Annotated in this window: 25 protein-coding genes and 2 tRNA genes; 14 read left to right on the forward strand and 13 right to left on the reverse strand. The window is 40.3% G+C overall.

Going from position 1 to position 26,258, the window contains the following annotated elements; all coding sequences use genetic code 11:
- Window positions 1-7 precede the first annotated feature (7 nt).
- The 5 genes from H3T84_RS05575 to H3T84_RS05595 all read left to right on the forward strand — a co-directional run bounded on the left by H3T84_RS05575 (window position 8) and on the right by H3T84_RS05595 (window position 4,417).
- Window positions 8-1,981: a monovalent cation:proton antiporter family protein gene (locus H3T84_RS05575; protein ID WP_174833047.1), complete on the forward strand. Its 1,974-nt coding sequence runs from the start codon at window positions 8-10 to the stop codon at window positions 1,979-1,981.
- Window positions 1,982-2,046: 65 nt separating this feature from the next.
- Window positions 2,047-2,122: transfer RNA gene (locus tag H3T84_RS05580), tRNA-Val, on the forward strand.
- 32 nt (window positions 2,123-2,154) lie between these two features.
- Window positions 2,155-2,231: transfer RNA gene (locus tag H3T84_RS05585), tRNA-Asp, on the forward strand.
- A 465-nt stretch (window positions 2,232-2,696) separates the two neighbouring features.
- Window positions 2,697-3,641: an ABC transporter ATP-binding protein gene (locus tag H3T84_RS05590; protein WP_198218488.1), complete on the forward strand. Its 945-nt coding sequence runs from the start codon at window positions 2,697-2,699 to the stop codon at window positions 3,639-3,641.
- On the forward strand, window positions 3,638-4,417 hold the full coding sequence (locus H3T84_RS05595) for an ABC transporter permease (protein ID WP_198218489.1): 780 nt from the start codon (window positions 3,638-3,640) through the stop codon (window positions 4,415-4,417). The genes H3T84_RS05590 and H3T84_RS05595 overlap by 4 nt, the downstream gene beginning before the upstream one ends.
- Before the next feature lie 262 nt (window positions 4,418-4,679).
- Here H3T84_RS05595 and H3T84_RS05600 read toward each other — a convergent pair whose 3' ends face one another.
- The 3 genes from H3T84_RS05600 to H3T84_RS05610 are packed head-to-tail and all read right to left on the reverse strand — an operon-like array spanning window position 4,680 to window position 6,249.
- Window positions 4,680-5,705, reverse strand: coding sequence for a reverse transcriptase family protein (locus H3T84_RS05600; protein ID WP_198218490.1), 1,026 nt, complete (start codon window positions 5,703-5,705; stop codon window positions 4,680-4,682).
- Window positions 5,698-5,979 carry a helix-turn-helix domain-containing protein gene (locus tag H3T84_RS05605; protein ID WP_084565432.1) on the reverse strand — a complete coding sequence of 94 codons (282 nt, stop codon included), beginning with the start codon at window positions 5,977-5,979 and terminating at the stop codon, window positions 5,698-5,700. Before H3T84_RS05605 ends, H3T84_RS05600 begins: the two co-directional genes overlap by 8 nt.
- A gap of 36 nt (window positions 5,980-6,015) precedes the next feature.
- Window positions 6,016-6,249: a hypothetical protein gene (locus H3T84_RS05610; protein WP_198218491.1), complete on the reverse strand. Its 234-nt coding sequence runs from the start codon at window positions 6,247-6,249 to the stop codon at window positions 6,016-6,018.
- Between the two features lie 412 nt (window positions 6,250-6,661).
- Here H3T84_RS05610 and H3T84_RS05615 point away from each other — a divergent pair, with 412 nt between their 5' ends.
- Window positions 6,662-7,630, forward strand: a complete 969-nt coding sequence (locus H3T84_RS05615; protein ID WP_198218492.1) for a LysR family transcriptional regulator — start codon at window positions 6,662-6,664, stop codon at window positions 7,628-7,630.
- 191 nt (window positions 7,631-7,821) lie between these two features.
- Window positions 7,822-8,832: an aldo/keto reductase gene (locus H3T84_RS05620; protein WP_198218493.1), complete on the forward strand. Its 1,011-nt coding sequence runs from the start codon at window positions 7,822-7,824 to the stop codon at window positions 8,830-8,832.
- A 70-nt stretch (window positions 8,833-8,902) separates the two neighbouring features.
- Here H3T84_RS05620 and H3T84_RS05625 read toward each other — a convergent pair whose 3' ends face one another.
- From H3T84_RS05625 to H3T84_RS05645, 5 genes are all read right to left on the reverse strand, one after another.
- On the reverse strand, window positions 8,903-9,946 hold the full coding sequence (locus H3T84_RS05625; RefSeq protein WP_198218494.1) for a zinc-dependent alcohol dehydrogenase family protein: 1,044 nt from the start codon (window positions 9,944-9,946) through the stop codon (window positions 8,903-8,905).
- 456 nt (window positions 9,947-10,402) lie between these two features.
- Window positions 10,403-11,080, reverse strand: a complete 678-nt coding sequence (locus tag H3T84_RS05630; RefSeq protein ID WP_025330257.1) for a protein-L-isoaspartate(D-aspartate) O-methyltransferase — start codon at window positions 11,078-11,080, stop codon at window positions 10,403-10,405.
- Entirely contained in the window at window positions 11,074-11,826 is a 753-nt protein-coding gene (gene surE / locus H3T84_RS05635; RefSeq protein ID WP_037393579.1) for a 5'/3'-nucleotidase SurE, read from the reverse strand. Before surE ends, H3T84_RS05630 begins: the two co-directional genes overlap by 7 nt.
- A 454-nt stretch (window positions 11,827-12,280) precedes the next feature.
- Window positions 12,281-13,417, reverse strand: coding sequence for a polyamine ABC transporter substrate-binding protein (locus tag H3T84_RS05640; RefSeq protein ID WP_198218495.1), 1,137 nt, complete (start codon window positions 13,415-13,417; stop codon window positions 12,281-12,283).
- Between the two features lie 176 nt (window positions 13,418-13,593).
- Window positions 13,594-15,210, reverse strand: coding sequence for an inorganic phosphate transporter (locus H3T84_RS05645; protein ID WP_198218496.1), 1,617 nt, complete (start codon window positions 15,208-15,210; stop codon window positions 13,594-13,596).
- A gap of 622 nt (window positions 15,211-15,832) precedes the next feature.
- On the opposite strand from H3T84_RS05645, the gene H3T84_RS05650 reads away from it, so the two are divergent.
- Entirely contained in the window at window positions 15,833-17,476 is a 1,644-nt protein-coding gene (locus tag H3T84_RS05650) for a lactate permease LctP family transporter (protein WP_198218497.1), read from the forward strand.
- A gap of 71 nt (window positions 17,477-17,547) precedes the next feature.
- On the opposite strand, the gene moaA is transcribed toward H3T84_RS05650, so the two are convergent.
- Window positions 17,548-18,522 carry a GTP 3',8-cyclase MoaA gene (gene moaA / locus H3T84_RS05655; protein ID WP_037393542.1) on the reverse strand — a complete coding sequence of 325 codons (975 nt, stop codon included), beginning with the start codon at window positions 18,520-18,522 and terminating at the stop codon, window positions 17,548-17,550.
- Between the two features lie 186 nt (window positions 18,523-18,708).
- On the opposite strand from moaA, the gene H3T84_RS05660 reads away from it, so the two are divergent.
- Genes H3T84_RS05660 through glp form a run of 4 tightly spaced genes read left to right on the forward strand, consistent with a single transcriptional unit; the run spans window position 18,709 to window position 21,209 of the window.
- The gene (locus tag H3T84_RS05660; protein ID WP_198218498.1) at window positions 18,709-18,957 is read left to right on the forward strand and encodes a MoaD/ThiS family protein; all 249 of its coding nucleotides are present in this window, start codon (window positions 18,709-18,711) and stop codon (window positions 18,955-18,957) included.
- Between the two features lies 1 nt (window position 18,958).
- Window positions 18,959-19,420 (forward strand): molybdenum cofactor biosynthesis protein MoaE, encoded by a 462-nt coding sequence (locus H3T84_RS05665; protein ID WP_198218499.1) that lies wholly within the window; start codon window positions 18,959-18,961, stop codon window positions 19,418-19,420.
- The gene (locus tag H3T84_RS05670) at window positions 19,411-20,022 is read left to right on the forward strand and encodes a molybdenum cofactor guanylyltransferase (protein WP_198218500.1); all 612 of its coding nucleotides are present in this window, start codon (window positions 19,411-19,413) and stop codon (window positions 20,020-20,022) included. Before H3T84_RS05665 ends, H3T84_RS05670 begins: the two co-directional genes overlap by 10 nt.
- The gene (gene glp / locus H3T84_RS05675) at window positions 20,019-21,209 is read left to right on the forward strand and encodes a gephyrin-like molybdotransferase Glp (protein WP_198218501.1); all 1,191 of its coding nucleotides are present in this window, start codon (window positions 20,019-20,021) and stop codon (window positions 21,207-21,209) included. The genes H3T84_RS05670 and glp overlap by 4 nt, the downstream gene beginning before the upstream one ends.
- Before the next feature lie 204 nt (window positions 21,210-21,413).
- Here the strand turns inward: glp and H3T84_RS05680 are convergent, their stop codons facing one another.
- Complete coding sequence (locus H3T84_RS05680; RefSeq protein ID WP_198218502.1) at window positions 21,414-21,983, reverse strand: TetR/AcrR family transcriptional regulator; 570 nt, start codon at window positions 21,981-21,983, stop codon at window positions 21,414-21,416.
- A gap of 87 nt (window positions 21,984-22,070) precedes the next feature.
- On the opposite strand from H3T84_RS05680, the gene H3T84_RS05685 reads away from it, so the two are divergent.
- Entirely contained in the window at window positions 22,071-23,138 is a 1,068-nt protein-coding gene (locus H3T84_RS05685) for a hypothetical protein (protein ID WP_198218503.1), read from the forward strand.
- A gap of 269 nt (window positions 23,139-23,407) precedes the next feature.
- Here the strand turns inward: H3T84_RS05685 and H3T84_RS05690 are convergent, their stop codons facing one another.
- On the reverse strand, window positions 23,408-23,806 hold the full coding sequence (locus H3T84_RS05690; protein ID WP_198209655.1) for an HPP family protein: 399 nt from the start codon (window positions 23,804-23,806) through the stop codon (window positions 23,408-23,410).
- A gap of 262 nt (window positions 23,807-24,068) precedes the next feature.
- Between H3T84_RS05690 and H3T84_RS05695 the strand changes: the two genes are divergently transcribed.
- Window positions 24,069-24,617 (forward strand): TetR/AcrR family transcriptional regulator, encoded by a 549-nt coding sequence (locus H3T84_RS05695; RefSeq protein WP_198218504.1) that lies wholly within the window; start codon window positions 24,069-24,071, stop codon window positions 24,615-24,617.
- Here H3T84_RS05695 and H3T84_RS05700 read toward each other — a convergent pair whose 3' ends face one another.
- Both H3T84_RS05700 and H3T84_RS05705 read right to left on the reverse strand, forming a co-directional pair.
- Entirely contained in the window at window positions 24,618-25,181 is a 564-nt protein-coding gene (locus H3T84_RS05700) for a hypothetical protein (protein ID WP_096765753.1), read from the reverse strand. It lies immediately after the preceding gene.
- A gap of 88 nt (window positions 25,182-25,269) precedes the next feature.
- Window positions 25,270-26,199, reverse strand: coding sequence for a formate dehydrogenase accessory protein FdhE (locus H3T84_RS05705; RefSeq protein ID WP_198218505.1), 930 nt, complete (start codon window positions 26,197-26,199; stop codon window positions 25,270-25,272).
- Window positions 26,200-26,258: the final 59 nt, after the last annotated feature.

The raw sequence follows: 26,258 nt of genomic DNA on the forward strand, positions 1-26,258 counted from the left end.
TCAATATATTATGCATATTTCTCTTGGCCCTGTCGTGATGATTCTATTGGTAGCCGTATTGGCCTCCATCATCTGCCGACGTTTGCAAATTCCCGCCATGCTGGGCTACCTAGTGGTTGGCTTTATCGCCGGCCCCGGCTGGCTGCATTTAATTAATCAGAGTCATGCTACTGAATTTATCGGAGAAATCGGCATTACTTTTCTTATGTTCAGCATCGGGCTTGAGTTTTCCATCGGCAAACTTAAAGCCATGCGCAAACTGGTATTGGGCTTAGGCGGCTTACAGGTTGCACTTACTCTGTTTATCCTTTTTATTATATTTGCGGCCATGCGCATTCAGCTGACATGGGCGTTTACCCTTGCTGCAGCCATGACTATGTCTTCGACAGCTATTGTCAGCCGTATCATGGTAGAGAAAAATGAACTGGGGCAGCATTACGGCCACATGATTATGGGCGTACTGCTAATGCAGGATATTGCCGTGGTTCCCTTGATGATTTTATTACCTGCTCTGGCTCACAGCAGTGACGGTCTGGTCCTGCAAATGGGCAAAGCCCTGCTTACCATGGCACTCGCCTTAGGTCTGCTGCTGGTAGTCGGCAGCAAAATCATGCCAACGTGGTTCCGTCTGATTGCCCGCACTAAATCCAGTGAACTCTTCATGATTAACGTTTTGCTGGTCACTCTTGGCGTTGCTTATCTTACACAGCTGGCCGGTCTGTCACTGGCCCTGGGTGCATTTGTTGCCGGCATGCTGATATCTGAAACCGAATACCGCTATCAGGTGGAAGATGACATTCGCCCTTTCCGGGACATTCTGCTCGGCTTCTTCTTCATTACCATCGGCATGAAACTGAATATACAAGTTTTACAATCAAGCTGGTTAATGATACTGATACTGGGAGCATTGCTGATTATTCTTAAAGCAGCGGTACTATTTGGCATTAGCCGCTACATGAAAGAAAATACCGGCGACAGTATTAAAACAGCTTTGTATCTCGCACAGGGCGGCGAATTCGGCTTTGTTATGCTGGCCATTAGCGGCGCATTAAAACTCATTTCTCTTGAGCTGCAACAGGCAGCCATTGCCGCTATCTTGCTTTCCATGATACTGGCACCCTTTATTATGCGAAGTGCAGATAAAATCAACAAACTGCTGGTTAAACGCAGCTGGGACGAACAGGCAGTTGATTTACAAAGCATACTGGTAGATACCATGAGCAAATCTGACCATATCCTCATTATCGGCTTCGGCCGCTGTGGTCAGAGCATTGCCCGTATCCTGCAACAGGAGGAGACACCCTACTATGCCATTGATCTGGATGCTGAACGGGTTGCCACAGCCAAAGCTGCCGGAGAGCCGGTAACCTTCGGCGATGCCAAACGGCAGGAAGTATTACAGGCTGCCGGGTTAAAACGTGCCAATACCGTACTGATTACCATCAACAATATGACAGAGACCAAGCATATTCTCAATAATATTATGCTGATTGCTCCTACCATGCCGGTAATCGTACGCGTTACCAACGACGACAATATTTCTGTACTGACCAATATGGGGGCTGACGATATCGTTTCTGATGAGAAAGAATCCAGCCTTACGCTCGCCAGTCAGGCATTATTAAGCTCAGGCAAGCCGTTTGATGAAGTCTATCAAATCATGCAGCGTATTCGCCAAAACCGCTACCAGGCATTAGAAGGCTTATTTGCCGGCAGTGACGACACTGTCTCAGATGAAAATATCCATTTTTTCCGTCAGGCTTTCACTCTGCCTCCTGACGCTTTTCTGGTGGGAAAAAGCATGGATGATCTTCCACTGGATAAACTGAAGGTCAAATTGCTTTCCGTACGCCGTAATACCCATCAGTTACGTGAATTCAACTCTGAATTCCGTTTCAAAAAAGAAGATACGCTCGTTGTGCTCGGTCCTAGAGACAAAGTAATTCTCTTTGAAAACTGGTCACTACAAGGTACAAACTAATTTTTTCATAACTAACACTTGCCATAGACCAGCATATCTGGTTTAATAGCGTCTTTCCCAAGCAGGGGTGATTAGCTCAGTTGGTAGAGCGTCTGCCTTACAAGCAGAATGTCGGCGGTTCGACTCCGTCATCACCCACCAGTTTTCTGTTTTATGCATTGCATAAAACTTGCGCGGTGGTAGCTCAGTTGGTTAGAGTACCGGCCTGTCACGCCGGGGGTCGCGGGTTCGAGCCCCGTCCGCCGCGCCAAATAAAATAAAAAAGCACAGCATAAGCTGTGCTTTTTTATTATTCATTATATACAAACATTTTTCAAACGACCTATTACGGCAAACCTGAATATTCAAATACATAATCTTTATAGAATAGATATCCTTTAATCAGACCATTTATATATCATCATTACCAGAATTTTTTTCTGTTAAACAATTCTGGTTACAGCATAAGTTATTTCGGTCAGATTTTTTCTGCTCAGCTATTTATCTGATTCATTACATAAAAAAATTCAAAAACAACACTCAATTTATATTCAGCATGTCCGGACTGAATAAACCATCAATAAACCAGACATTTTAATATTGTTAAATTATGTATAATACATTATTATAAATAAGGAAAATAAAAATTCCGTATACCATAAAGACAGGTATTGCTTTACTCATATAACATCGACAAAGTCAATAAATTTAACTCCCTGAACAAGAAAGGTTTAGAGTGGGAAAAATCAATTATCTCATTGAAGTTAAAAACGTTAGCAAAAAAATTAAAAACAGGAAGATTCTGGATAACATTTCTTTCAAGATTGCACCCGGTCGGATTATGGGCTTTTTAGGCCCCAATGGTGCCGGCAAAACCACTATGCTGAAAATACTCACAGGTCTGATGTTTCCCACTTCCGGAGACATTAAAATCTGTGGGCACAATATACAAAAAGACTTTGAAAAAGCAGCTTTTAATCTTGGTACCATCATTGAAAATCCGGAATTCTATAATTACATGTCCGGTTTTAATAATCTGCAAATCTTTGCTGATATGAGCCGTCAGTCAATCAGTAAAGATGATTTAATGCAAACATTAACTAGAACCGGGCTTAAAGGTGCAGAACACCAAAAAGTCAAAAGCTATTCTCTGGGTATGCGCCAAAGATTAGGCGTCGCAAACGCAACTATTCATCAGCCTAAAGTATTAATTCTGGATGAACCCATGAATGGTCTTGATCCGGAAGGAATGAAAGATTTTCGTACATTGATGAAAAATTTTGTCCAGCATGGAAACAGCATTATTATTTCCAGCCACCTGCTTTCTGAGCTTCAGGAAATTGTTAATGATATTTTTATCGTTAATCAGGGCAGACAGGTCTATGCGGGAACAATGAGTGATTTTCTGGGTAAATCCAATAACATTATTCATATCGAAGTAGACGGAGATTTAGCACCGGCAGAAAAAATTTTGCTAAACAACGGGTATCAGGTTACCCGTCAGCTCAATAATCTTGAAATTGCAACTAATTCGACTGACCACGATCCGCGTGCAGAAATTGCCAGACTTCTTGTTCAACATGATATTCCCTTAATCGGTTTGAAGCTGACTCATTACTCTCTGGAAGATTCTTTTCTGCAAACCATAAAAAACGATAATCAAAAAAAGGGCAATAAATGAAATTACTAATCAATGAATGGCGTAAATACATTAAAAATACCCGAAGTGTCAGTATCATAACAACAATATTTTTATTGGTACTAATATTTCATTTTAGTTCTCTAGATTCAGAAGACAGTGACGAAGTATTTTCATTTAGTATTATTATTTGTTACATATTTATTAAATTTATCTCTATTATTTATGCATCTAATATTTTAAGCTCTGAAATATCCAAAGGAACAATTAAATTTATTCTGACCCGTCCTTATCAGCGTTACAAAATATTACTGGCTAAAATCGCGGCGATTACTTTATTAATGCCTGTTTTTCTGATTATATCCGTAATTATTTGTTTATTATTACAAATACTGACAACTCACCATATACCGGAATTTAGCATCATAATAAAGTATATTGGAATATACAGCTTATGCATATTAGCTACAATAATTTTTTTTACTGCTTTTGCTCTGATGCTTTCTTCTATGTTTAACAGCAGTCCGCTCGTTACCGGTTTCTGTATAGTATATGGTTTCTTTGCTGACCGTCTGTGGGAAATGATCAATTATTATAATATTCATGTACCTGGTGACGAATGGATATACAAATTAAATCCATTATATGTAAACAGCTATCTGATTAAGTTAATTTCTAATACAGTTAATAATACATTTGACCAGCCCGTACAGAGTGAATTTTCTATTACCTTGGCAGCCAATATTGCTTATGTCTTGATCTTTTTCCTGATAGCCACATTGATATTCAGACGGCGGGATATTTCATTATCAAATTAATTTTCATTTTTACTATATTTAATACGAACACGGACCAGATTACAAAATATATTTAGATAATTATATTCTAATGGTTTTCAAATCTGGTCTTTGATAAAGACTTCAAAATCTTTATTTAGAAATTTATTAAAACATATATATGTAAATATAATTGACAAACTAAAAATATTTAATAATATTAAGTTTATCACTATCAATTATGCATTTATATACATAAAATAACCAAAAATTATTAAAAACTATAAACCATATGATTTATTTTTCATAATTTATATCCCTGTTTTTTTCGAATAGCTTCTTTCAATTTTCTATATTTATAAATTTGCAATGGTTTAAGAATCTTACTTCGAATTTGTTCTAATTGCTTAAGCATTCCTTGAGCTTCTTTTATATGTATATTCTTTAAATATTGTACTCTTCCGTAAACGCTCTCAAAATTTTTAACCACAAATTCTATGTTATTATCATTTAAATTACATTTTAATTCATGCACAGCAGCTCTTATCTTTTTTCTATTTTCCTTTGAAATTGATAAATTAGATTTAACAATATTAATTTGATTTACTGTTAGTATCTGGCATTTATGACTAGGTGCTATTGATCTTTTTTCAGTTTGTAAACTAAATTTATACGCTCTTATCATTCCTATTACAATTGTATGTACCTCCTCTATATCTTTTTTTGTCTTTTTATATTGAGATGAAACAGTTATATCATCAATAAATCTAGTATAAACATAATTTTTATCTTTTAATTTATTTGCCACATTAACTTCAGAACGATAAAAAACCAAATTTGCAATATAAGTACTGCATGGTGATCCTTGTGGAACTTGATTATTGATAGTTGTTAAAGTTGCAAGTATATTAGAAACTTCTGTTGAAAAATGAAAAAAATTTTTAAATATATCAAATACATGATCAAAAGTAATAGTAGTAAAATATGATTTGATATCAAAATTACACATTACTTTTGCATTTAAATGTTGAGATGCATTAGTATAAATACTTTTATTAGGAAGAGCACCATATAAAAAATTAGGGTAATGGACAAGTTTAAATACTTTAGAATTTAATCTTTTAAGAAAATATTTTAATTGTGGTCTACATCGATAAATTGGTCGTGAGCCACCATTGGATTTTTTTATGAAAATAGGACCTATATATTGAGAGTTTATATTTTCTAATAAATATGTTAATTTATCTAAATCAATATCAAGGTGCTTAGCTAATGATTCAATTGACTGTATTCCAGCTAGAGGATAGTAAAATAATTGTGGTTTAATCATTATGCTTGATAGAATTAATTATATGTTCATCAAAAAGTTTTACAATATCTGGTGACAAATTTAATTCTCTTTTATCAGATGCTAAATATACCAAAATTTCTATTGGGACATTTAGAGAATTAGATATTTTTTCAATCGTATCTAAGGTAGGCTTTCTTTTATTATTTTCTATTAGTGAGAGATAAGATTGTGATAAATTAGTCAGATTTTGTAATTCTTCTAATGAAATATCTTTTGATACTCTACAAAATTTTATTGCTTTACCGATATTCATTATTCTTCCAAATCGAATGTAGGGCTCCCGCTCTAATTAGCTAAAATACTTTTCCAGCAACTCCAGTAATCTAGAACTTAGATCAATAAACGTCATTACTCTGCAAATAACTTCTAAATAGGATAGTAATGAAAATTCACTTTTACCTTCTCTTAGTTCTAAAAGTAGTTTTTCTAGCTTTTTTCGAGCATCGTCGCTAATCGTATTCGTCTTATCTGCCAGAATTAATTCAACTAAACAAATAAGTTCTTTAATTTCATTTTGTTTCATAGTATTTCCTTAAATTAAACCGAGCAAAAAACTTGCCCTGTCATTTCAAGTATTATTGTCGGTTTAGTACGATTAGCAACCAAGAGCCCACCTACACGCGACAACAACCTGTCATTTTTTCTGTTCTAGCGATTTCCATTTTCCAATTTGCTTAGCTTTTCGCTCAACTTATTTTGGGATTCTGGCCATCTCTTTTCACACAGAGTAAATTTCCACAATGTGGCACCCAAATGGGTTAATTCTCTACAACAATACTTGAACTAAAGAAATACAAAATAAAATTAAAGATCGAAATGGACGGTACATCCATCTATATTGTTATAATACACATACTCATAATGTTTGTCAAATTTATTTACTATTAGTAATATTTTTTTTAATTTTAGTCTTTATAAGATATAGTAGGGGAAATATGTATAATCAATTACCTGCTCAGACAGAACATAATCTCGATAACTCAGCCATTTACAGTCGGCATCTGCCAACAGTCCGACAATTGCAATATTTTCTGGCAGTATGTGAAGAAGGCAATTTTCGCAAGGCTGCCAGCAGACTGGGTATTAGTCAGCCCCCGTTATCGATGCAAATCAAAGAGCTGGAAGAAAAGCTGCAAACTACTTTATTGGTACGTAATACCCGTTATGTAATGCTTACTGAACAGGGAAGACAATTCAGAGACAAAGCCAGAAACTGGCTGGAAGGTTTATCTCTGGCCATAACCAATGTTAATAATTATTCAACAGACAGAATAACTGTCGGTATAACTAAAATTCTGGGTTTTAATTTTATTCCGCTATTCAGCGAATTTATTAGTAAATTCCAGCCAAACATCGATCTTTTGCAGCAGGACTATTCTTCAAAAGAGCTATTGGCTGAATTTAATAAAAGCAATATTGATCTGATTATTATTTCAGATTATAAAAAAAATAATGATCAGGCAAATAGTTTATTAGTCTATCAGGAAAAACTAGTACTGGCCTTACCTGAAAACCACCCTGCCTGTTCACAGGAAGAAATAAATTTAAATACGGTAACAGACTTACCTCTGTACTGGTGTAAACGTTACCAGAATCCGGGATTGTATGATCAACTGCAAAAAGTTATCAGCAACTTAACCGCTTCTCTAGTTTTACAACCGAAATTACCTAATTTTTTAACCATGCTGATGGAAATTGCCATGGGCAGAGGCATGTTATTACTTCCGGCTTCTATGGCACAGGCACATATCCCGGGAGTAGTATATAAAAAATTAACTACTGAATATGAACAGCAACTATCAATCGATATACATCTGCTCTGGCATCAGCAGGCTGAAAATACTGTGACACAAACCATTATTGAGTATTTTAAGCACCATAATACAGTTGATACCCAATTGTGACATGTATATTTCCGGAAGGTTGTGAAATTCAAATCATTGATATATTTTTTATATCAATGATTTTATATTTCTCTTAGCAAGGTTAATTATTTACTATCACTATCAGTAATTAACAATTATCTGACCGCAGTCGAATAAAAGCATTATTTGATTAAGCGTTTCAGATATAACTAATCTGAGGATAGAAAATAATGAGCCATTCTTTACCACAACGAAAACTTGGACAAAACATTACCGTATCTGCAATGGGCTATGGAGCAATGGGTCTGAGCGAATTTTATGGTGATATGGATACAGCACATGCCCGCACAATGATGCACAAAGTTATTGATAGCGGTGTTACGCTGATTGACACAGCAGATATGTATGGTCGGGGTGAAAACGAAAAACTGATCGGTGCAGTATTGAAAACTCTGCCTGCTTCAGTACGGGCACAACTTACTATCGCAACCAAATGCGGTATTGATAGAAACAATACTTCCGGCTATAACCGCAGCATTAATAACCACCCTGAATATATTAAACAATGCTGCGATGACTCTCTGGCCAGACTTGGCATTGAACAGATCGATTTATTTTATATTCATCGTTTAGATCCTAATGCTGCAATTGAAGATACGATGCAGACTCTGGCAGAACTGGTACAGGCAGGGAAAATAGCCCATGTCGGTTTATGTGAAGTTTCTGCCCCTGTTTTGCAGCGTGCCCATGCAGTTCATCCGGTTGATGTGGTGCAAACAGAATATTCGCTGTGGACACGTCATATAGAAGATGATTCAGTGCTGCCATTACTAAAAGAATTGAATATCGGTCTTGTACCCTACTCACCTCTCGGGCGTGGTTTTCTGACCGGTAAAATTCAGAATAAAAATGAATTGGCTGAAAATGATTTCCGCCGTACCAACCCACGTTTTCAGGATGATAATCTGGAACATAACAAACGTTTGCTTCAGGCATTAGAACCCATGACTGTTAAATATAATTGCACTATGGGTCAAATCGCACTGGCCTGGCTGCTCGCTCAATGGGAACATATTGTACCGATACCGGGAACCAAAAGTGAAAAATACCTGAATGAAAATAATCAGGCTTGCCAGTTAAAACTGGATACAGCAGATATTCAGATATTGAACGAGCTGAAAAATCATATCAATATTCAGGGAGAACGCTATACACCGGAAGGCATGAAAGGAATTTTCTGATCAGACAGATAGAATAAGCGTTGCCGTTCATACAGATAACTCCCGCAGCTTGTTAAGCTGCGGGAGTTATCTATTCATGGCTGACAATAACTAATGATTTAATTGCTTTACGCTGATCCATAGCCTGATAGGCAGCCTGAATATCGGTTAAATCAAACCGATGGGTAAATACTTTCCCCGGCTGAATTTCTTCATTTAATACAGCTTGCAGTAATAAATTTTTATCATAAGTGGTGACACTGGCAATACCGCCGCGTAATCCGATATTCCGCCAGAAAACATCGCTGGTTTTAATTTCTGTGTCATGCTGTATACCAACACAACCAACAATTGCTCCGGGACGGGCTACTGCAACTGCTGTTTGCAGTGATTGCTGAGTTCCCACACACTCCAATACTGCATCAGCACCAGCCTGCCGGGTAAGCGACAACACTTTTTCTACCGCTTCATCGCCACGCTCAGGCACAATATCAGTTGCTCCGAACTCCTCTGCCAGTTTTGCTCGGTCAGGATGGCGGCTCATTGCAATAATTCGTTCAGCGCCGCGCAGTTTCGCCGCGATGACTCCGCACAGCCCTACCGCTCCATCACCCATCACCACTACCGTATCTTCTGACTTTATTTCAGCACTGGCAGCAGCATGATAACCAGTAGCCATAACATCGGCCAAAGTAAGTAACGAATTTAAAACAGCATCTGAATAATCCTGTGGCTGACCGGGAATTTTCACCAAAGCCCAGTCTGCATTAGTAAAGCGCAGATATTCACCCTGATACCCGCCATTGCGCTCATCTTCTTTATTCTGACAATTACCATCAAAACCTGCCTTACAGGCAGCACAATGGCCACAACCATGCGTAAACGGTACAATAACAAAATCACCATTACGGACATGAGTTACTGCGCTGCCGGTAGCTTCAACAACACCAATAGCTTCATGGCCGACAATTCGTTCCGGCTCACAGGTACTGATTCCGCGATACCACCATAAATCAGAACCGCAAACACAGGCACGAACAATGCGAATAATGGCATCAGTAGGTTTCTGAATAACCGGCTTTTCCATTTCCCGTATAGCTACTTTTCCGGGTTCAACGAATACTGCTACTTTCATAGTTATTTTCCCAGATTACTGTGATTTACCTGTTTCTGACAGCCAAATCACTTTATATAACATAGTGAATCAGTACTATTCAGATTAAGCCGGAAGGAGCCAAAGAATTTTTCCGGCTTTTTCTGTATTGTTTAGCAATAACTCTTTGCCATCATTATTTTTTTCATTAAAAAATATTAAGACAAGATTATTTTACGCTATTTACTGAGTTTTTCATCAAGCAATGCACAGTAGCAGCCGGTTTCGTCATAACCCATATTATTTATTCGTTATTTCATAACGATAGCTATTTTTTATACATTTAATGGTTTCAGTTATTTGATACTGTGATCCCGTTTACTCTTTCAGACTCTTCTGAGAGTAAACGGGATCAGTCATTTTGACAGGCATTGTATCTATGCCTGGATTCAAGTGGTTATGTAAACCGGCAAAATAAAATGACAGAATGCCTTTGGTTTAATTATCATTTACCAATGGTACAAATAAAGTCTGTTGCACACAGGTTTCCTGAAAACCTTCAGCAGTTTTGTCGATTACCCATAAAAACTGCACCCCGCCTTCATCCAGAGGTAAAACCATACGCCCGCCAATTGAAAGTTGCTGTAATAAAGGCAAAGGCACCTCTTTCGGCGCAGCTGTCAGTATAATGCCATCAAAAGGTGCTTCCTGCGGCAAACCCAGATAACCATCTCCACAGACCAGCCGTGCATGAGCCAGTAAACGTACTGCACGTAAATTCTGTTTGGCACGCTCATGCAACGGACGCAAACGCTCTATTGAGTAAATTTCACGTAAACCCAGTGCCTGTAAAATAGCTGTCTGATAACCGCAACCGGTACCAATTTCAAGTATCCGCAGATTATTTTGTATTGGCCGTCTGGCAAACAATAACTGCGTCATGACTGCGACCGTATATGGCTGGGAAATAGTTTGCCCTAAACCCAGCGGCAGAGACATATCATCATAAGCATGAGAGCGCAAAGCCTCTTCAACGAATACATGCCGCGGCACAGCAGACATAGCAGCCAATACTTCAGCACGGGTAATACCCATCTGTTTCAGCCGCTCTACCATTCGTGCACGCCGGAATTCATATCCGGTCCAGCTTACGCCCTGTCCCACTTCTGTCACCATTGTATGTCGTGTAAAAATGTACTGACTGCACCCATTTGCTGATAATTAGTTAAGTCCAGCGATAATGGCGTAATGGTAATAAAACCTGCTTCGTTATCACTAAAATCAGTTTCCTGCCAGCGAGTATCAGCGGCACCTACGCCACCAATCCAATACAGGGTTTCGCCGCGAGGACTGCTATACGGCACAATACACTGGTCATGGTGTCGGCGCCCCAGTTTAGCCACACGATAGCCCTGCACTGATTCTGCTTTTACAGCCGGAATATTAACATTCCATAAAACCGGTTCAGCCGGCGGCTGTACACATACTTTTTCCAGAATAGTCATGACGGCTTTTTCAGCCGTTGCCCAGTACTCACCGCTGCGATCATTAATTGAAAATGCCAGTGCGGGTATACCCATCAGAAAAGCTTCAGTAGCCGCAGCCACTGTACCAGAATACAGCACATCATCACCCATATTGGCACCATGATTAATACCGGACAAAACCAAATCAGGTTTAAAGTCAGTCATGGTATGCATAGCTACATGGATACAGTCGGTTGGTGTGCCATTAACATAATAAAATCCGTTTGCGGCTTTTTTAATCGACAGAGGCCGGTTCAGAGTAAATGAATTGCTTACGCCGCTCTGATCACTTTCCGGAGCAACAACTCTTATTTCAGCAAATTTAGATGCTACCTGTGCCAGTAAAGCGATCCCATCTGATAAATAACCGTCATCATTACAAATTAAAATTTTCATAACCATCCAATTTAAAACTTTAAAACCTTTATCCCGCTAACTCTGCTGCCCTTTACACTTTTTATCCGGCCGTGAGCAGCCAGTCAGACTAAAGGTTAAACGTAAAAATTTCAGAACAAACTTTTATTTTAAATGAATAAAAAACCATTACTTCCGATAATGACTGATAATTTCATTGATTTACTATTTGCTATATGAAAATATGCTGATATTCACTCTCAAATTTTGTCTGACCTTCAACAATCAGAACTGGCGCTGTAGCCTCTGATTATAAGTGTTTACCCATATTCTGACAGCTAATATCTATAACGATTCTGCCATTACCAGCATACTACACTCTTACAAAGAGTGTTATGTTCCGATGATTCTCCAAGATAAACTAATCATCCTAAATAAAAAACGAACCGGAACGATTCGTTTTTTATTGAAATCTGCATGTGCGTATATCAAACAACTACTGCCCTGCTTTTACCTGCTGGAACAGGCGCACAGCCAGACGCACAGCATCCTGTGATTTCGGTGATACGATAAAACTCTTATCCAGTACTTCCTGAGTGGGAAATATGCTGGGGTCGCTACCAATTTCACTTCTCATCAGTGCCCGTGCCGGTTTGCTGGCTGGTGCAAAAGTCACATAATTACCATTTTTCGCTGCAACTTTAGGTTCGAGTGTGTAATTGATGTATTTCAGAGCATTGGCTACATTCTGGGCATCTTTAGGAATCATAAACGAATCAACCCAGATTCCAACCCCTTCTTTCGGTGCCAGCACCTGTAAATGCACGCCACTTTTAGCATCCTCAGCACGTTTTTTAGCGATGTTTAAATCACCACCGTAACCGGTAGCCACACACAGATCACCGCGAGCCATATCATCAATATAGCCTGATGAGCTAAAACGTTTCACATCATTACGTACGGATTTAATCAGATTGGTTGCAGCACGGATATCATCCGGTTCACTGCTGTTCGGGTCTTTACCTAAATAATGCAAAGCCAGCGGATACAGCTCTGTAGGGCTGTCAAACAGAGAAATACCGCAATTTTTCAGTTTATGCGTATATTCCGGATTAAATACCAGATCCCAGAGATTATCCGGTAATTTGCCATCAAGTGCTTTCTCTACCATAGCAGTATTGATACCGATAGTATTAATACCCCAGAAATAAGGCACTGCATATTTATTACCCGGATCTACTTTATCCATCATTTTCAACAGATTCGGATCGATATTATTGTAATAGGACAGCTGGCTTTTATCTACCGGCCGGTAAGCACCGGCTTTAATTTCCCGGCCGACATTGGCAATGGATGGTACAACCAGATCATAGCCGGAACGACCAATCAGAATCTTGGCCTCCAATGTTTCGTTACTATCATAATAATCGTAACGAACCTTGATATTATTTTCTTTTTCAAAACTTTTTACTGTATCGGGATCAACATAATCAGACCAGTTATAGATATTAAGCTGGTCAGTCGGATTCATGACTCCGTTATTGGAAGCAGCATCTTTATTTGCTGTACCGGCATCCGAGCAGGCAACTATCAGCAAGCTTACGATAGCTGACAATACCAGTAATTTTTTCATACACGATTTCCAATTTGTATGCCCCGTTATAACGGGAGGAAGCAAGTATCTATGACGTGCACCAGCACAGCCACCACTAAACCGACATTAAACTGTGAAATACCGCACCATGCAAGTGCATTTGGCAAATTATTACAGAGTTTGTAATCACTCAGAACACAAATAGTAATACATACTCAGAATATCATCCGAAAAAACCAGAATAAGCCTCCGGCCAGCAGAATGGAAACCGGCAGAGTAAGTACCCATGCCATTACCAGATTACGAATTGTGGATTTCTGCAGACCACTTTTATTGGCAGCCATCGTACCGGCTATACCGGAAGTCAGTACATGTGTTGTGCTTACTGGCAGACCAAAGCGATCGGCAGCAAAAATCAGCGCGGCCGTTACCAGTTCTGCAGAAGCCCCCTGCGCATAGGACAAATGGGTTTTGCCGATTTTTTCACCCACTGTTACCACAATCCGTTTCCAGCCAACCAGTGTACCCAGTCCGAGTGCCAGTGCAACCAGTACCTTTACCCAAACCGGAATATACTTAGTGGCATGATCAATTGACGTATGATATGTCTTTAAACTGTCCATCTGTATCGGATTAAGACTGTATTGATGAACCAGGGCATTTTTTTGCAATAAGGTCATTGATTCAGACACCAGATACATATCGTTGCGGATATTACCTACTTGTTCAGGCGGTAAATTACGCAGACTGTCGCTTTTACTCACATCATGCGCCACAATTTCTACCAACTGTGCCAGTGCGTCCAGTTGTTCCGGCGTACCCTGTTTATTTTCCACTAAAGCCGTGACCTGTGCCCGCACATCTGTCCCTTGTTGCAACACAAAGCCCGCTGGCAGCAAATCATGGATGGTTTTCTGTGCAGCCACTGAATGGGCTGAAAATTTTGCCCATTCTTCCTTGGGTACAGTATGGTTAAGAGCATACGCCATGGGCACGGTACCAATCAGAATCAGCATAATCAGACCCATACCCTTTTGTCCGTCATTTGAGCCATGGGCAAAACTTACTGTAGTACAGGTAAAAATCAGCAGCAGACGAATCGGCCATGGTGGTGGCATATCATTTTCCGGTGCTTTATATAAAGCAGGGATACGCAATAATTTTTTAGACAGAATTAACAGCAAAGCAGCCAGAATAAAACCGAGTAACGGCGAAAATAATAACGATTCACCAACATTAATTACCTGATTCCAGCTTACACCGCTGGTTCCCTGATGTGCCGACATCAGCTGATTAGCCACCCCTACACCGATGATTGAACCAATCAGGGTATGCGAGCTGGAAGCCGGTAAGCCAAGCCACCAAGTGCTCAGATTCCAGATAATGGCTGCTGAGAGCAAAGCAAAAATCATCGCGTAGCCAACATCACTGCCCATATGCAGAATCAGCTCCACCGGCAGTAAAGAAATCACACCATAAGCCACGGCACCGGTAGACAGCATCACCCCGAGAAAATTGAACGTTCCAGACCAGATTACCGCAGTATTGGGTTTAAGCGAACGTGTATAGATAACACTGGCCACTGCATTGGCGGTGTCATGAAAACCATTCACAAACTCAAACGCCAGCGCAATCAGAAGTGCTACTGTTAATAAGGCATATACCAACAATGAAGAAGTGGGAATTCCCTGCAAATCATGATAAATACAAACGCCGGCATAGGCCAGACCACCCATTAGTATCAGCAGGAATAAAATTTTACTTACTTTACTGGTTTTACTAGATGCAGACATAATTGCCCCAGACGACGAAGCCGCAGACGAAGCAGACACAGCTTTCTCCCTAATGTTAGGAATTACCCTGACTTATTGTAAAAGACCAACATGACAACTTTGTGACAAACACAATATTATTGCCAATGCCGGAATTCTCCTTATGACCCAAATTTGGCTGATAAAAGACAATCTGTATACAAACAGCTGCATTTCTGCGCCAGCACAACATTCATATTATTCTTGCCGTACAGTAATCAATTACTGTACATCTATTATTCTGCTGTATCAGTATACAGACAGTAATTAAACTCTGCTATCACTAGCATACATAAAATTAACAATATAGTTATAAATTACCCGATCAAACAAGGCAATAATCAAAAATAATCTGCTTTCTCAGATACTAAAATCAAACAAAATAAATAATTAATATATTATCATTCTAAATTTATCTTCTGATTGACCAGAAAAAAGACTTATTCAGCCGCATCGGCTTTAATTACAAAGATTAAAATATAAAATACAAACATTGACGTTAACATTTTTATTTTTTAAAGTAACAGCCTGCAAGGCATTATGCATTAGTTAGCATTAAAAAAATTAATAGTACTCAGCATTTTCAAAAACGCACATACCAATCAACTTATCACACACAGACTCATACATTGAGGAGAAATATATGCACCAATGGGTACAAAGTTACTCGGCATTAGGTAACAGCATTTATCTCACATTGCTGGCAGCCCTTTTACCAATTATATTTTTTTTTGCAGCACTCACTGTTTTTCGCATGAAAGGCCACGTTGCCGGAGCCATTACGCTGATTCTGTCAATTATCGTGGCTGTTGCCGCATATAAAATGCCGGTTGCTCTCGCCCTTTCCTCTGCCTTGTATGGTTTCTTTTATGGTCTGTGGCCAATTGCCTGGATTATTATTACCGCAGTTTTTCTCTATAATCTTACGGTTAAAAGCGGGCAGTTTGACATCATTCGCTCATCTATTCTGTCTATTACTAAAGATCAGCGTTTGCAATTGCTGCTGATTGGTTTTTGCTTTGGTTCTTTTCTGGAAGGTGCAGCCGGATTTGGTGCACCTGTTGCCATCAGTGCAGCACTACTCGTAGGTCTTGGTTTCAAACCATTATATGCAGCCGGACTGTGTCTGATTGCCGATACCGCACCAGTAGCATTCGGCGCACTGGGCATTCCGATTCTGGTTGGCGGACAAGTATCAGGTATTGATCCGTTTCATATCGGCCAGCTTGCCGGCCGGCAGTTACCTATGATGTCTGTCGTTATTCCGTTTTATCTGATATTCATCATGGACGGGATGCGCGGTATTCGTCAGACATGGCCTGCTTTACTGGTTTCCGGTGTTTCTTTTGCCGCTACCCAGTTCATCACAGCCAATTTTGTCGGACCTGAATTGCCGGATGTTACATCTGCCCTGGTTAGTATGGTGTGTCTGGCACTGTTTCTTCGGGTCTGGCAGCCGAAACAGATATTTACGTTCAGCGGCATGCAGCAGCCTGAAAAACAACGCGGTACTTCAGAATACTGCGCCAAACAAATTGCCCTGGCCTGGTCGCCTTTCATTATTCTGACCGTTTGTGTTGCGGTCTGGACAATCAAACCGCTGCAAGAATGGTTTAACTCATTCAGCCTGATTAAAATTCAATGGCCGTGGCTTAATAATCTGGTGATTAAAACCGCACCTATCGTAACAGAAAACACTCCTATCGCAGCCGAATTTAAACTTAATCTGTTAGGAGCAGTGGGCACATCCATACTGCTGGCTGCCATTATTTCCATATTGCTATTAAAAATAAAACCACGTCTGGCTGTCGACACATTCAAACATACTCTGTACGACTTACGCTACCCCGTACTGTCTATCGGATTGGTACTGGCTTTTGCATACGTGGTTAATTATTCCGGTCTTTCCTCCACACTGGCTCTGGCGCTGGCTGATACCGGCAAAGCATTTCCGTTTTTCTCACCATTCCTTGGCTGGGTAGGCGTTTTCCTCACTGGTTCAGACACATCTGCCAATGCTCTGTTTGGCGCCCTGCAGGCTAATACTGCTATGCAGGTAGGTATGGATCCGGTACTGGCTGTAGCAGTTAACTCAGTAGGTGGTGTAACCGGTAAAATGATTTCACCGCAGTCTATTGCCATTGCCTGCGCTGCTGTGGGTCTGGCCGGTAAAGAATCAGATCTGTTCCGCTTTACCGTACGTCATAGCCTGCTTTTCTGTGTAATCGCCGGCTTATTTACCGTCGTACAAACTTATCTGTTACCGTGGACACTCATCCTGTTCTGATTTATTTCTAAACCAAAAGCCCGCTCTCCTGAGCGGGCTTTTGGTTTCCGGTAACAGCAATAACCAGGATACTAACCACCGGTTTTGGCCATAATGCGCACAATTTTATCCGGTTTTTCATTGAATTCATGTTTTTCCGGTTTCAAATCCACTGCCTGCTGAATTGCCTGCTCCAGCAGAGCATCAGAACAATTTGCCATTAATAAAGGTTTTAATGCCATACTCTGTTCCTGCCCCAGACACAAATACAATGTCCCATCAACAGACATACGTACCCGGTTACAGGTGGCACAGAAATGCTGGGAACGTGGCGTAATCAGTCCTAAAGTAAATCGGCCATCCGCACTTTCCCAGTATTTAGCCGGACCGCCGCCATAGACACGTTTACTTTCATGCAACTGATATTTCGGGCGCAGATTTTCAATCAGTTCCAGTAAATTAAAATAATCCAGTCCGCGGGCGCTTACCCCCATCGGCATTACTTCAATCAGGCGCAGAATAAAACCATTGGCAATACAGAACGCCACCATATCCTCTATATCACCGGTATTAACCCCCGGCAGTGGCACCATATTAATTTTAATCTGCTCAAAGCCTGCATCGCGTGCCGTCTGAAGACTATTTATTACCTTATCAAAGCTATCCTTACCGGAAATCTCCTGTACACATTCACGCCGCAGTGAATCCAGACTCACATTCAGCCGGTTTAGTCCCGCTTTGCGTAAATCATAGGCAAACCTGTCCAGTTGCGTGCCATTGGTGGTTAACGACAAATCTGAAACCCCGGGCAATGCCGCCAGCCGTGCAACCAGATCGGGCAGATTTTTGCGCAATAGCGGTTCGCCGCCGGTTAAACGGAAACGTGACACACCCATACGGGCAAATGCGCCGGCAACACGCTCAATCTCAGCAAACGACAGCCAGTTGACCGGTTTTTCAAACTCTGTGAATCCCTGCGGAATACAATAAGTACAGCGCAAATCACATTTATCCGTTACCGAAATTCGTAAATAATCAATACGTCTGTTGAAGCGGTCAATCAGCATGAGATAGGTAAAAGCCTGTTATCAGAAAAAATTTCAGAGTAAGGCAAATGATTGGAATAATTAAGAAAAGAACGGCATTTTATCCTAAATTATTACTTAAATCCAATAGCATTAGCAGCAGCTATCTGCCACAAAAAGAAAAAACACGGCATAATAAACGATTATTGGTTTAACTATGTCTTTATCATGATTACGGTTATTTATCTGGCACGCTTTGCCGAAGAACTGGGTATGGCACAGGAAGAGCTTGTATGTAGTTTTGATGACAGCAATACCCTGCTCGCCTATCTGCGGCAGCGCGGAATACCGTTCTCCGAGGTACTGGCCGAGGGAAAAGTATATAAAATTGCTGTAAATAATATTATTCAGCATGGCAACACAGCCATTAGAGACGGAGACAGCATCGCACTGCTACCACCAGTAACCGGAGGTTAAAATGCAGACACGCATACAAATACAGACAGAAGACTTCAACCTCAGTCATGAGCTGGCACTGGCTGAACAAAGTGCTCCGAATTGTGGAGCTGTAGTCAGTTTTATTGGTAAAGTGCGCGGCAACGATAACCCGCAGCAACCACTGAGTCATCTGTATCTCACTCATATGTCGGAAGTAACCGAGCAGGAAATCAGCAAAATCATCACCCGTGCCAGCGAACGCTGGTCTTTACCCTACGCCTGCGTCATTCATCGTGTGGGTGAATTACCAGTAGGCGCACAAATAGTACTGGTACTTACTGCCAGCGGCCATCGCGAACATGCTTATCAGGCCAATCATTTTATTATGGACTACCTCAAAACCGAAGCACCATTCTGGAAAAAAGAATGTTTTGCCAATGGTCAGCAGCACTGGGTAGAAATGAAACATACAGACCAGCTGCGCACACAGTCATGGGAATAAATGCAAATCTCGGGCTGATTATTCTGGCCGGCGGACTCGGTACCCGTGTAGGTGGTGCCAATAAAGCCCTGCTGACACTAAATGGTCAGCCATTGCTGGAACATATTCTGCATCAGCTTGGTCACTGCAGCGAGCACATTATTATCAGTGCCAACCGAGATATTGCCCGAATAGAAAAATACGGCTATCCCGTATATTCTGATCTGCCGGCCTATAGCGGAATGGGTCCACTTGCCGGTATTATCAGTGCTGCACAACATTTACCGGAATCTATTGAATATCTGCAAATAGTACCGTGTGACCTGCCATTACTCAACACCGATATCATTGCCGGTTTGTATCAGAAACTATCCGGCCAGCCTGAACTTGATATTGTTTGCGCCGCAGATTCTTTCACTCTGCACCCTGTCGTTTGTCAGATGCGGCGTCGTCACTTACAGCATATCCGGCAACAGCTTAACAGCACTGGCAAACACAGTGTCCGCTCCGTCATTCTGCCATACCGGCATGCTATCGTTACCTTTGCCGACAGTATTCCGTTTACCAACTATAACAGCAGCGCAATGTTTACCAGCATGCGCAGCGGAGAAACAACCTTATGATGGATTTTTATCAAGGGCAGGAAGCCCTGTTACAACAGGCAAGCCGCATAGTCGATACTGAAACCGTACCGCTTAATCAGGCTGCCGGGCGTATTCTCGCCCAAAGTATTATAGCTACTACAGACTCTCCCGCATTCGACAACAGCGCTATGGACGGCTATGCGATATGCGGACTCGATTGCTCTGAATGGCAACTAACCGATACAGCCGCAGCAGGAGATACACGACAGCTAACCCTGCAACACGGTCAGGCTATGCGTATCTACACTGGTGCCGGAATTCCGGTAAATACTGATGCAGTAATTATGCAGGAGAACACCTGCGTTGAAGGACTCACCCTCAGCTGCACCAGCACACCCGTTGCCAATGAAAATATTCGCCGTCAGGGCGAAGAGCTGAAACAAGGGGCAACTTTACTGGAAAAAGGTGTATTACTTAATGCTCAGGCAATCGGACTGGCCGCCTCACAGGGATTCAGCGAACTACAGGTTTACCAAAAACTGCGTGTAAGCGTATTTACCACCGGTGATGAACTGGTAAGCGGCAATAGCCAGTTACAGCAACATCAGATATATGATAGTAACCGCCCCATGTTGCTGGCCTGTCTTCAAACTTACACATTTATTGAAATCATTGACGGCGGTATTCTGCCTGATAATCTCGATATCATCACCGAAACCCTTTCCAAAGCCGCCACCAGCAGCCACAGCATTATTATTTCCGGTGGTGCTTCTGTAGGTGATCGTGATCTGGTTAAACCGGCACTGCAACAATTAGGCAGTATAGAACACTGGAAACTGGCGATAAAACCGGGTAAACCCTTTGGCTGGGGCTGTATCGGTGAATGTCGCGTCATGCTTCTGCCCGGCAATCCGGTAGCCAGCTTTGTTACCTTCAAACTGCTTGGACTACCGGCACTGCAAACAGCCGCCGGGCGTCATATTCTGCAAGCACTACCCGAATGCTATCAGGCCAAAGCTGCTTTCAGCATAATCCCGAACCGGCAAAAACGACGCGAATTCCTGCGCGGAAGCTTACGCTTTACCAATAATGGTCCGGAGGTTATTCCATTAAATAAACAGGGTTCACATATGCTTTCCGGTTGCGTGAATGCACAGGTATTAATCGATATTCCCGCACAAACTGATATTCAGCAGGGACAGTGGCTGACAGTTTATCCGATATAAAAAATAAATTATTCAGCAAAAATAAGGCCGGAAAAAGCAAGAGAGCTTTTTCCGGCTTTCATATAATCAGGATTTTTCTGATTTTATTATCTGATTAGCCAAATAATCTGATAACCCGAGCAGAATTTCAATTTGCTAATGGCCGACTATATTTGGTTTAAATTACTGCTCAATTTGTTTTTATAAATATATTGCGCATCGTGATCAGGTGCTGCTGATAATCAGATTAATCGTGTGCAGTAAATCTGCCTTAATTTTATCCAACTCAATGCCTGAGCGTTTTTTCCCCGCAACCACCCATATACCTTCGAGCAAACTAACAATGATTAATGCACGCCGCTGTATTTCATCATTATTGAGTAAAGTATTCTGTGATTGGACGAAACAAGCTATTTTTTTTAAATATTCCTGATAAAACGAATCAATAGCATGATGAGCTTCTTTTGTTCGTTCAGATAGTGCCCAGATTTCCCACATTAACTGACAATTGTAAACATCATCAAGTTCTGAGCAAATGATATCTATCAGTACACTCATCGTTTCAGCATCACTTTTTAGCGCAAGATTTATTTTCCGCTCAACCAGTTGCAGCATATTTTCAACCAGCGCGCTAAAGAGTTTTTCCAGCGTAGGGAAATAATATTGCAGATTACTTAACCGTATTCCCATTTCATCTGCCACTATCCGCATACTGAAATTCACCCCGCCCCGTGTCGCCAGCAACCGCGCGGCAGTAGTCAGTATTTGTTGTTTTTTTGGAGATAATTTAGCCATCATGATTTTTATAAATAGGTCAATTGACCAAAAATAAATTATTTAGTATATTATTTTAGGTCAATCAACCTAAAATAGAAAGTCTGCATGAACAATCAGCTGTCAGTATTATTAATCGGTGGCTATGGTGTAGTAGGCAAACAAGTAGCGGCACTGTTAAATCAATATTATCCGGATGTACATATTATTATTGGCGGGCGCAATATACATACTGCAGCTGCATTTGCCAGTACCTTATCCAAAGCATCTGCAATACAATTCGATATCAATGCTCCACTGCTTCCAGTCAATATCCGGCCCCAATTAATTGTAACCCTGGCCAATGATCCCGATAACCGCGTACTGCATTTTGCTATCAAAAATCAGATTGCCTATCTTGATATTACTCGCTGGACGGATAAATTAAAAACAGCGATTACCTATACCCATACATTCGACCAGTTGCATGCTCCCATAGTATTTTCTTCCACATGGATGGCTGGTGTAGCTGCCAGCCTGATACTCCGGCACACACTTAAATTCAAGCAGATAAACAGTATAGATATTAATATTCTCTATTCTATGCAAGATAACTCAGGAATCAATTCTGTAGATTATATGGACAGAATGCTGATTCCTTTTGAAGTCATCGCCGAGGGACACACTCAAAGCTGTATGCCATTTTCAGATGGCAGGCTGGTCAGCTTTACAGATAAAAAACGTTTTCGGGTTTATCGCTTCGATACACCTGATCAGTTAACCTTGCCAATGTTAACCCAAGCCAGATCAGTATCCACACGAATTGGTTTTAACAGCAATATAACCAACCGTCTTTTCTATGTATTAATTCATAGTGGCTTCTGGCGTTTAATCTCAACGCAACGTTTTAAAACATTTCGCCAGAAACTGCTATACAATCCGGGTAAAGGTGATGAGCACCGCATTTTAATCAATATCACAGGCACAGATTCGGCCAATCGACCAGCTCAATCCGTCTTATCCATTACAGATCCTAAAGGTCAGTCCCATCTCACCGCTATTGGTGCATTTAACCAGATACATTCGATATTCACTCAGCAATTATCTAATCGGGTTTACTTCGGCGAAACACTGCCGGATATGAATATTGCAATTAATATACTTAAAAAAGAAGGCGTGAAAATCGATTTCGACTAATATTTATCTGAAGTTTATCGAAGTCTTCAGGCAATAAGTTCTGAAATATTTTTTTAAACAATAAAAATATGATTTATTAATCAGCACATAAAATGATTAATAAATCATTTCAACTAAGATTTTTTTAACAGCTGATTCAGCGGATAGTACGAGCTTATCATAAGCTGATATACACTGGATTACCTACCCTTCTGACCAATTTTCTGCGCCAAAAAAGTATCACAAAGTTTTTTCAATTTACTGATAACAACATGATAGGTTTATTATTATTATTTTTCTTTTTCTTTAAAGAGTGCCAGCCAATAGACAGGCCAATGCGTTTGATTAAAAAAATTATTAACTAAATAAGCAATTGCTACCAATATTACTGACCCGGACAGAACTGGAAACAACAGAAAAGTAAAATCATAATCTATTTTATCTGCTGTTAATAAAATGACTAATGGATTAGCACCGGCTGGTGGATGCACTGCCCGAAAATATTGCATAGCGATAATTGCTATGCCTACAGCCAAGGCAATAATAATAACATCATGACCGAATAGTTTTAAAAACAGTAACCCGCAAAAAGCTGAAATTAAATGTCCCAGAATGACATTTCTTGGCTGCGCAAGTGGTGACTGAGATACAGCAAACAAGAGCACACAACTTGCTCCAAATGGTGCCATTATTAAAGTATAGCCGGTGACCTGACTAAACCAGATCAGAAAAAATATAGCTACGAAACCACCGGTCAGACTTTGCAATAATTCACTATTTGTGGGCTTTGGTGGCAGTTTCTCCTTGCCGAAAAAAAATGGTTTCATTATTCTTTATATCCTATAAGATTAGCTTGAGTGTTAGCAATTAGTGCCAGCACAAAAGTGAACAAATCTGTTCATTTTTATAATAGTACAGATCTGTCCACTTATCAAACACTTTGGATAATAAATGAAAAAAACATACAGATTAATTGCTGATACAGCAGAACAACTCTTTTATCAAAAGGGTTTTGGCAATGTAGGAGTCGATGAAATAAGAGACCAGTCAGGTTGCTCTAAAACAACGCTATATAAACATTTTGGCAATAAAGACAATTTAATCTTTGAAGTTTTAAAACTAAGAGACTTGCGATTTAAACAAGAACTTACCGAAGCAATAGCTGATCTTGACCAGCAACAGTCCATTATTCAGATATTTAAATGGCATTTAGACTGGTACAATCAAGACGATTTTAATGGCTGCTTATTTGTCAGAGCAAGAGAAGAAATCCATAACGACAATGCAATAAAAGAGCTGGTTATGGAGCATAAAGAATTTATTCGAAATCTAATCCGCGATAAACTCCGGCAACACCCACAAAATGAGACAATAACCAATCAATTAATGGTGATATTAGAAGGTCTCAGTAATATCAGTCTTATTTATAAAGATAATAAATTACTTTACGATGAAATAATAAAAAATAGTTTTAATTGGGTATCAGAAATACTTCTTTAATTATTTATCAAGCCTGCTTTTTAAAAAAATTTTATTCCAATAGCTGATTAGAGTAAGAATAATTCCTCCAATAATAATAAAAAATCCTTCAAAAAAGCCATAAGGGCTGGGAATCTCATGAAGAACTTTTGCATATGTCACGGGTAAATTTATATTTGGATTATCCCGGTCAAAAATGATTTCTTCTGAAAAAAATTCAGCTGAATTCAGTCCACCTGCAGGAAAATAGCGCAATCCCGCTTTGTTAAAACCAAAACCTTCACTAAAAACACGCAAATCATCATTAATATAGGTTTTATCTGCTATCTGGAAATAATAGCGAAAATGATAAATTGGTGTACTGATGGATTTAGCAGATATATTTTCCGAATGGTTATATATCATCTTCCCCTGTGTAGTGCATTGGTTTGGTGCACAATTCAATGATAAAAGATATTTGGCTTTATTTTGCAAAGGAAGATAATAGTGCTGGTGATTGCTTTTACTTTCAGCTAAACAGATTATCCCCAATACGATAATTAAAGGACCAATTACTCTGGAAAAAAACTTCTCCGCTTTTTTCATCTTTATTATCCATCTGTTAGATCCGATTTTCTTATTTAAGCTGTTTGACTCCTTATTATTTATTTAAGCCAAACAGCTTTAGCTTAATTTAATGTCTGGGTATTTTTCCCATCAGTAAAAACGGATTAGCTCCGCCACGCTGCCATCCCTCTTCATTCAACAGTATATCCAGAGCTAAAGAGGCCAAATCATCAGCAATCGGATCAGCATATTGTTGCTTGGCCAGGCGATAACGTTTACGGTAAGCATGACAGCTGGGGCAGCATTCCGCCTCTGCACCAGCCAATACACCTTCTTTTACCTGTTCAATCCGGTGTACGCCCAGATCACGGCTATTATCACAAAAACTACAGCGTGCCCGTACACTGTGCCATCGACTATTGCATACACCACAACACAAATAGCGCAGCCCTTCAAGCTCACCCAGACCGACTATTACTGAACCCACAGCATCAGTACCACAGCAGGGGCAAAAACCCGGTTCAGACAAAGGTTTTACCGTTGTAGCCGCCAGATTTAACGCTGCATGAGTATAAACAATCTGCACCACTGCATTTACCCAGACCTGATAATCCTGCTGAGCTATTCCGAGCTGCTGATTAAATGCATGCTGGCATAACTGGTTGCGGCTTTCACTGTCGAGCTGCAATAACTCTTTCCATACTTGCTGAGCAGTTGGTGACAAATCTGCTTGCAATAAAGCATGTAAATCGGTAAACAGACGCTCTGTCAGGCCTCTATTGGCACTTAGTAATGTCAGTGTAAGCGGAACTTCATCTTTATCAGTATCAGGAATTACCCAGGCTTCCTGTGCATATTGCTCAAGTAAATTTTGCTGAGCATTATTGATAACAGCCAGTAGCTGTAAGTATGGTTGCCAGTCACTATTGTCTTTTACAGCCAATTCATTCAGCCGCAATGCGCGCCGGCTGAAAATATCAACAGGAGGCTGCTGCCAGAACGGGATGTGAAAAAATTCCTGTGCTTGTATGGTTTCTGGTGTTGCTTGTGTTTTCATGTATCAACGCGGTTATATAACGATATTACTTGTTCAGGTAATAGTACCGTTATCATTAT

It is taken from the genome of Snodgrassella sp. M0110, from assembly GCF_016101465.1.
Lineage (GTDB): Bacteria > Pseudomonadota > Gammaproteobacteria > Burkholderiales > Neisseriaceae > Snodgrassella > Snodgrassella alvi.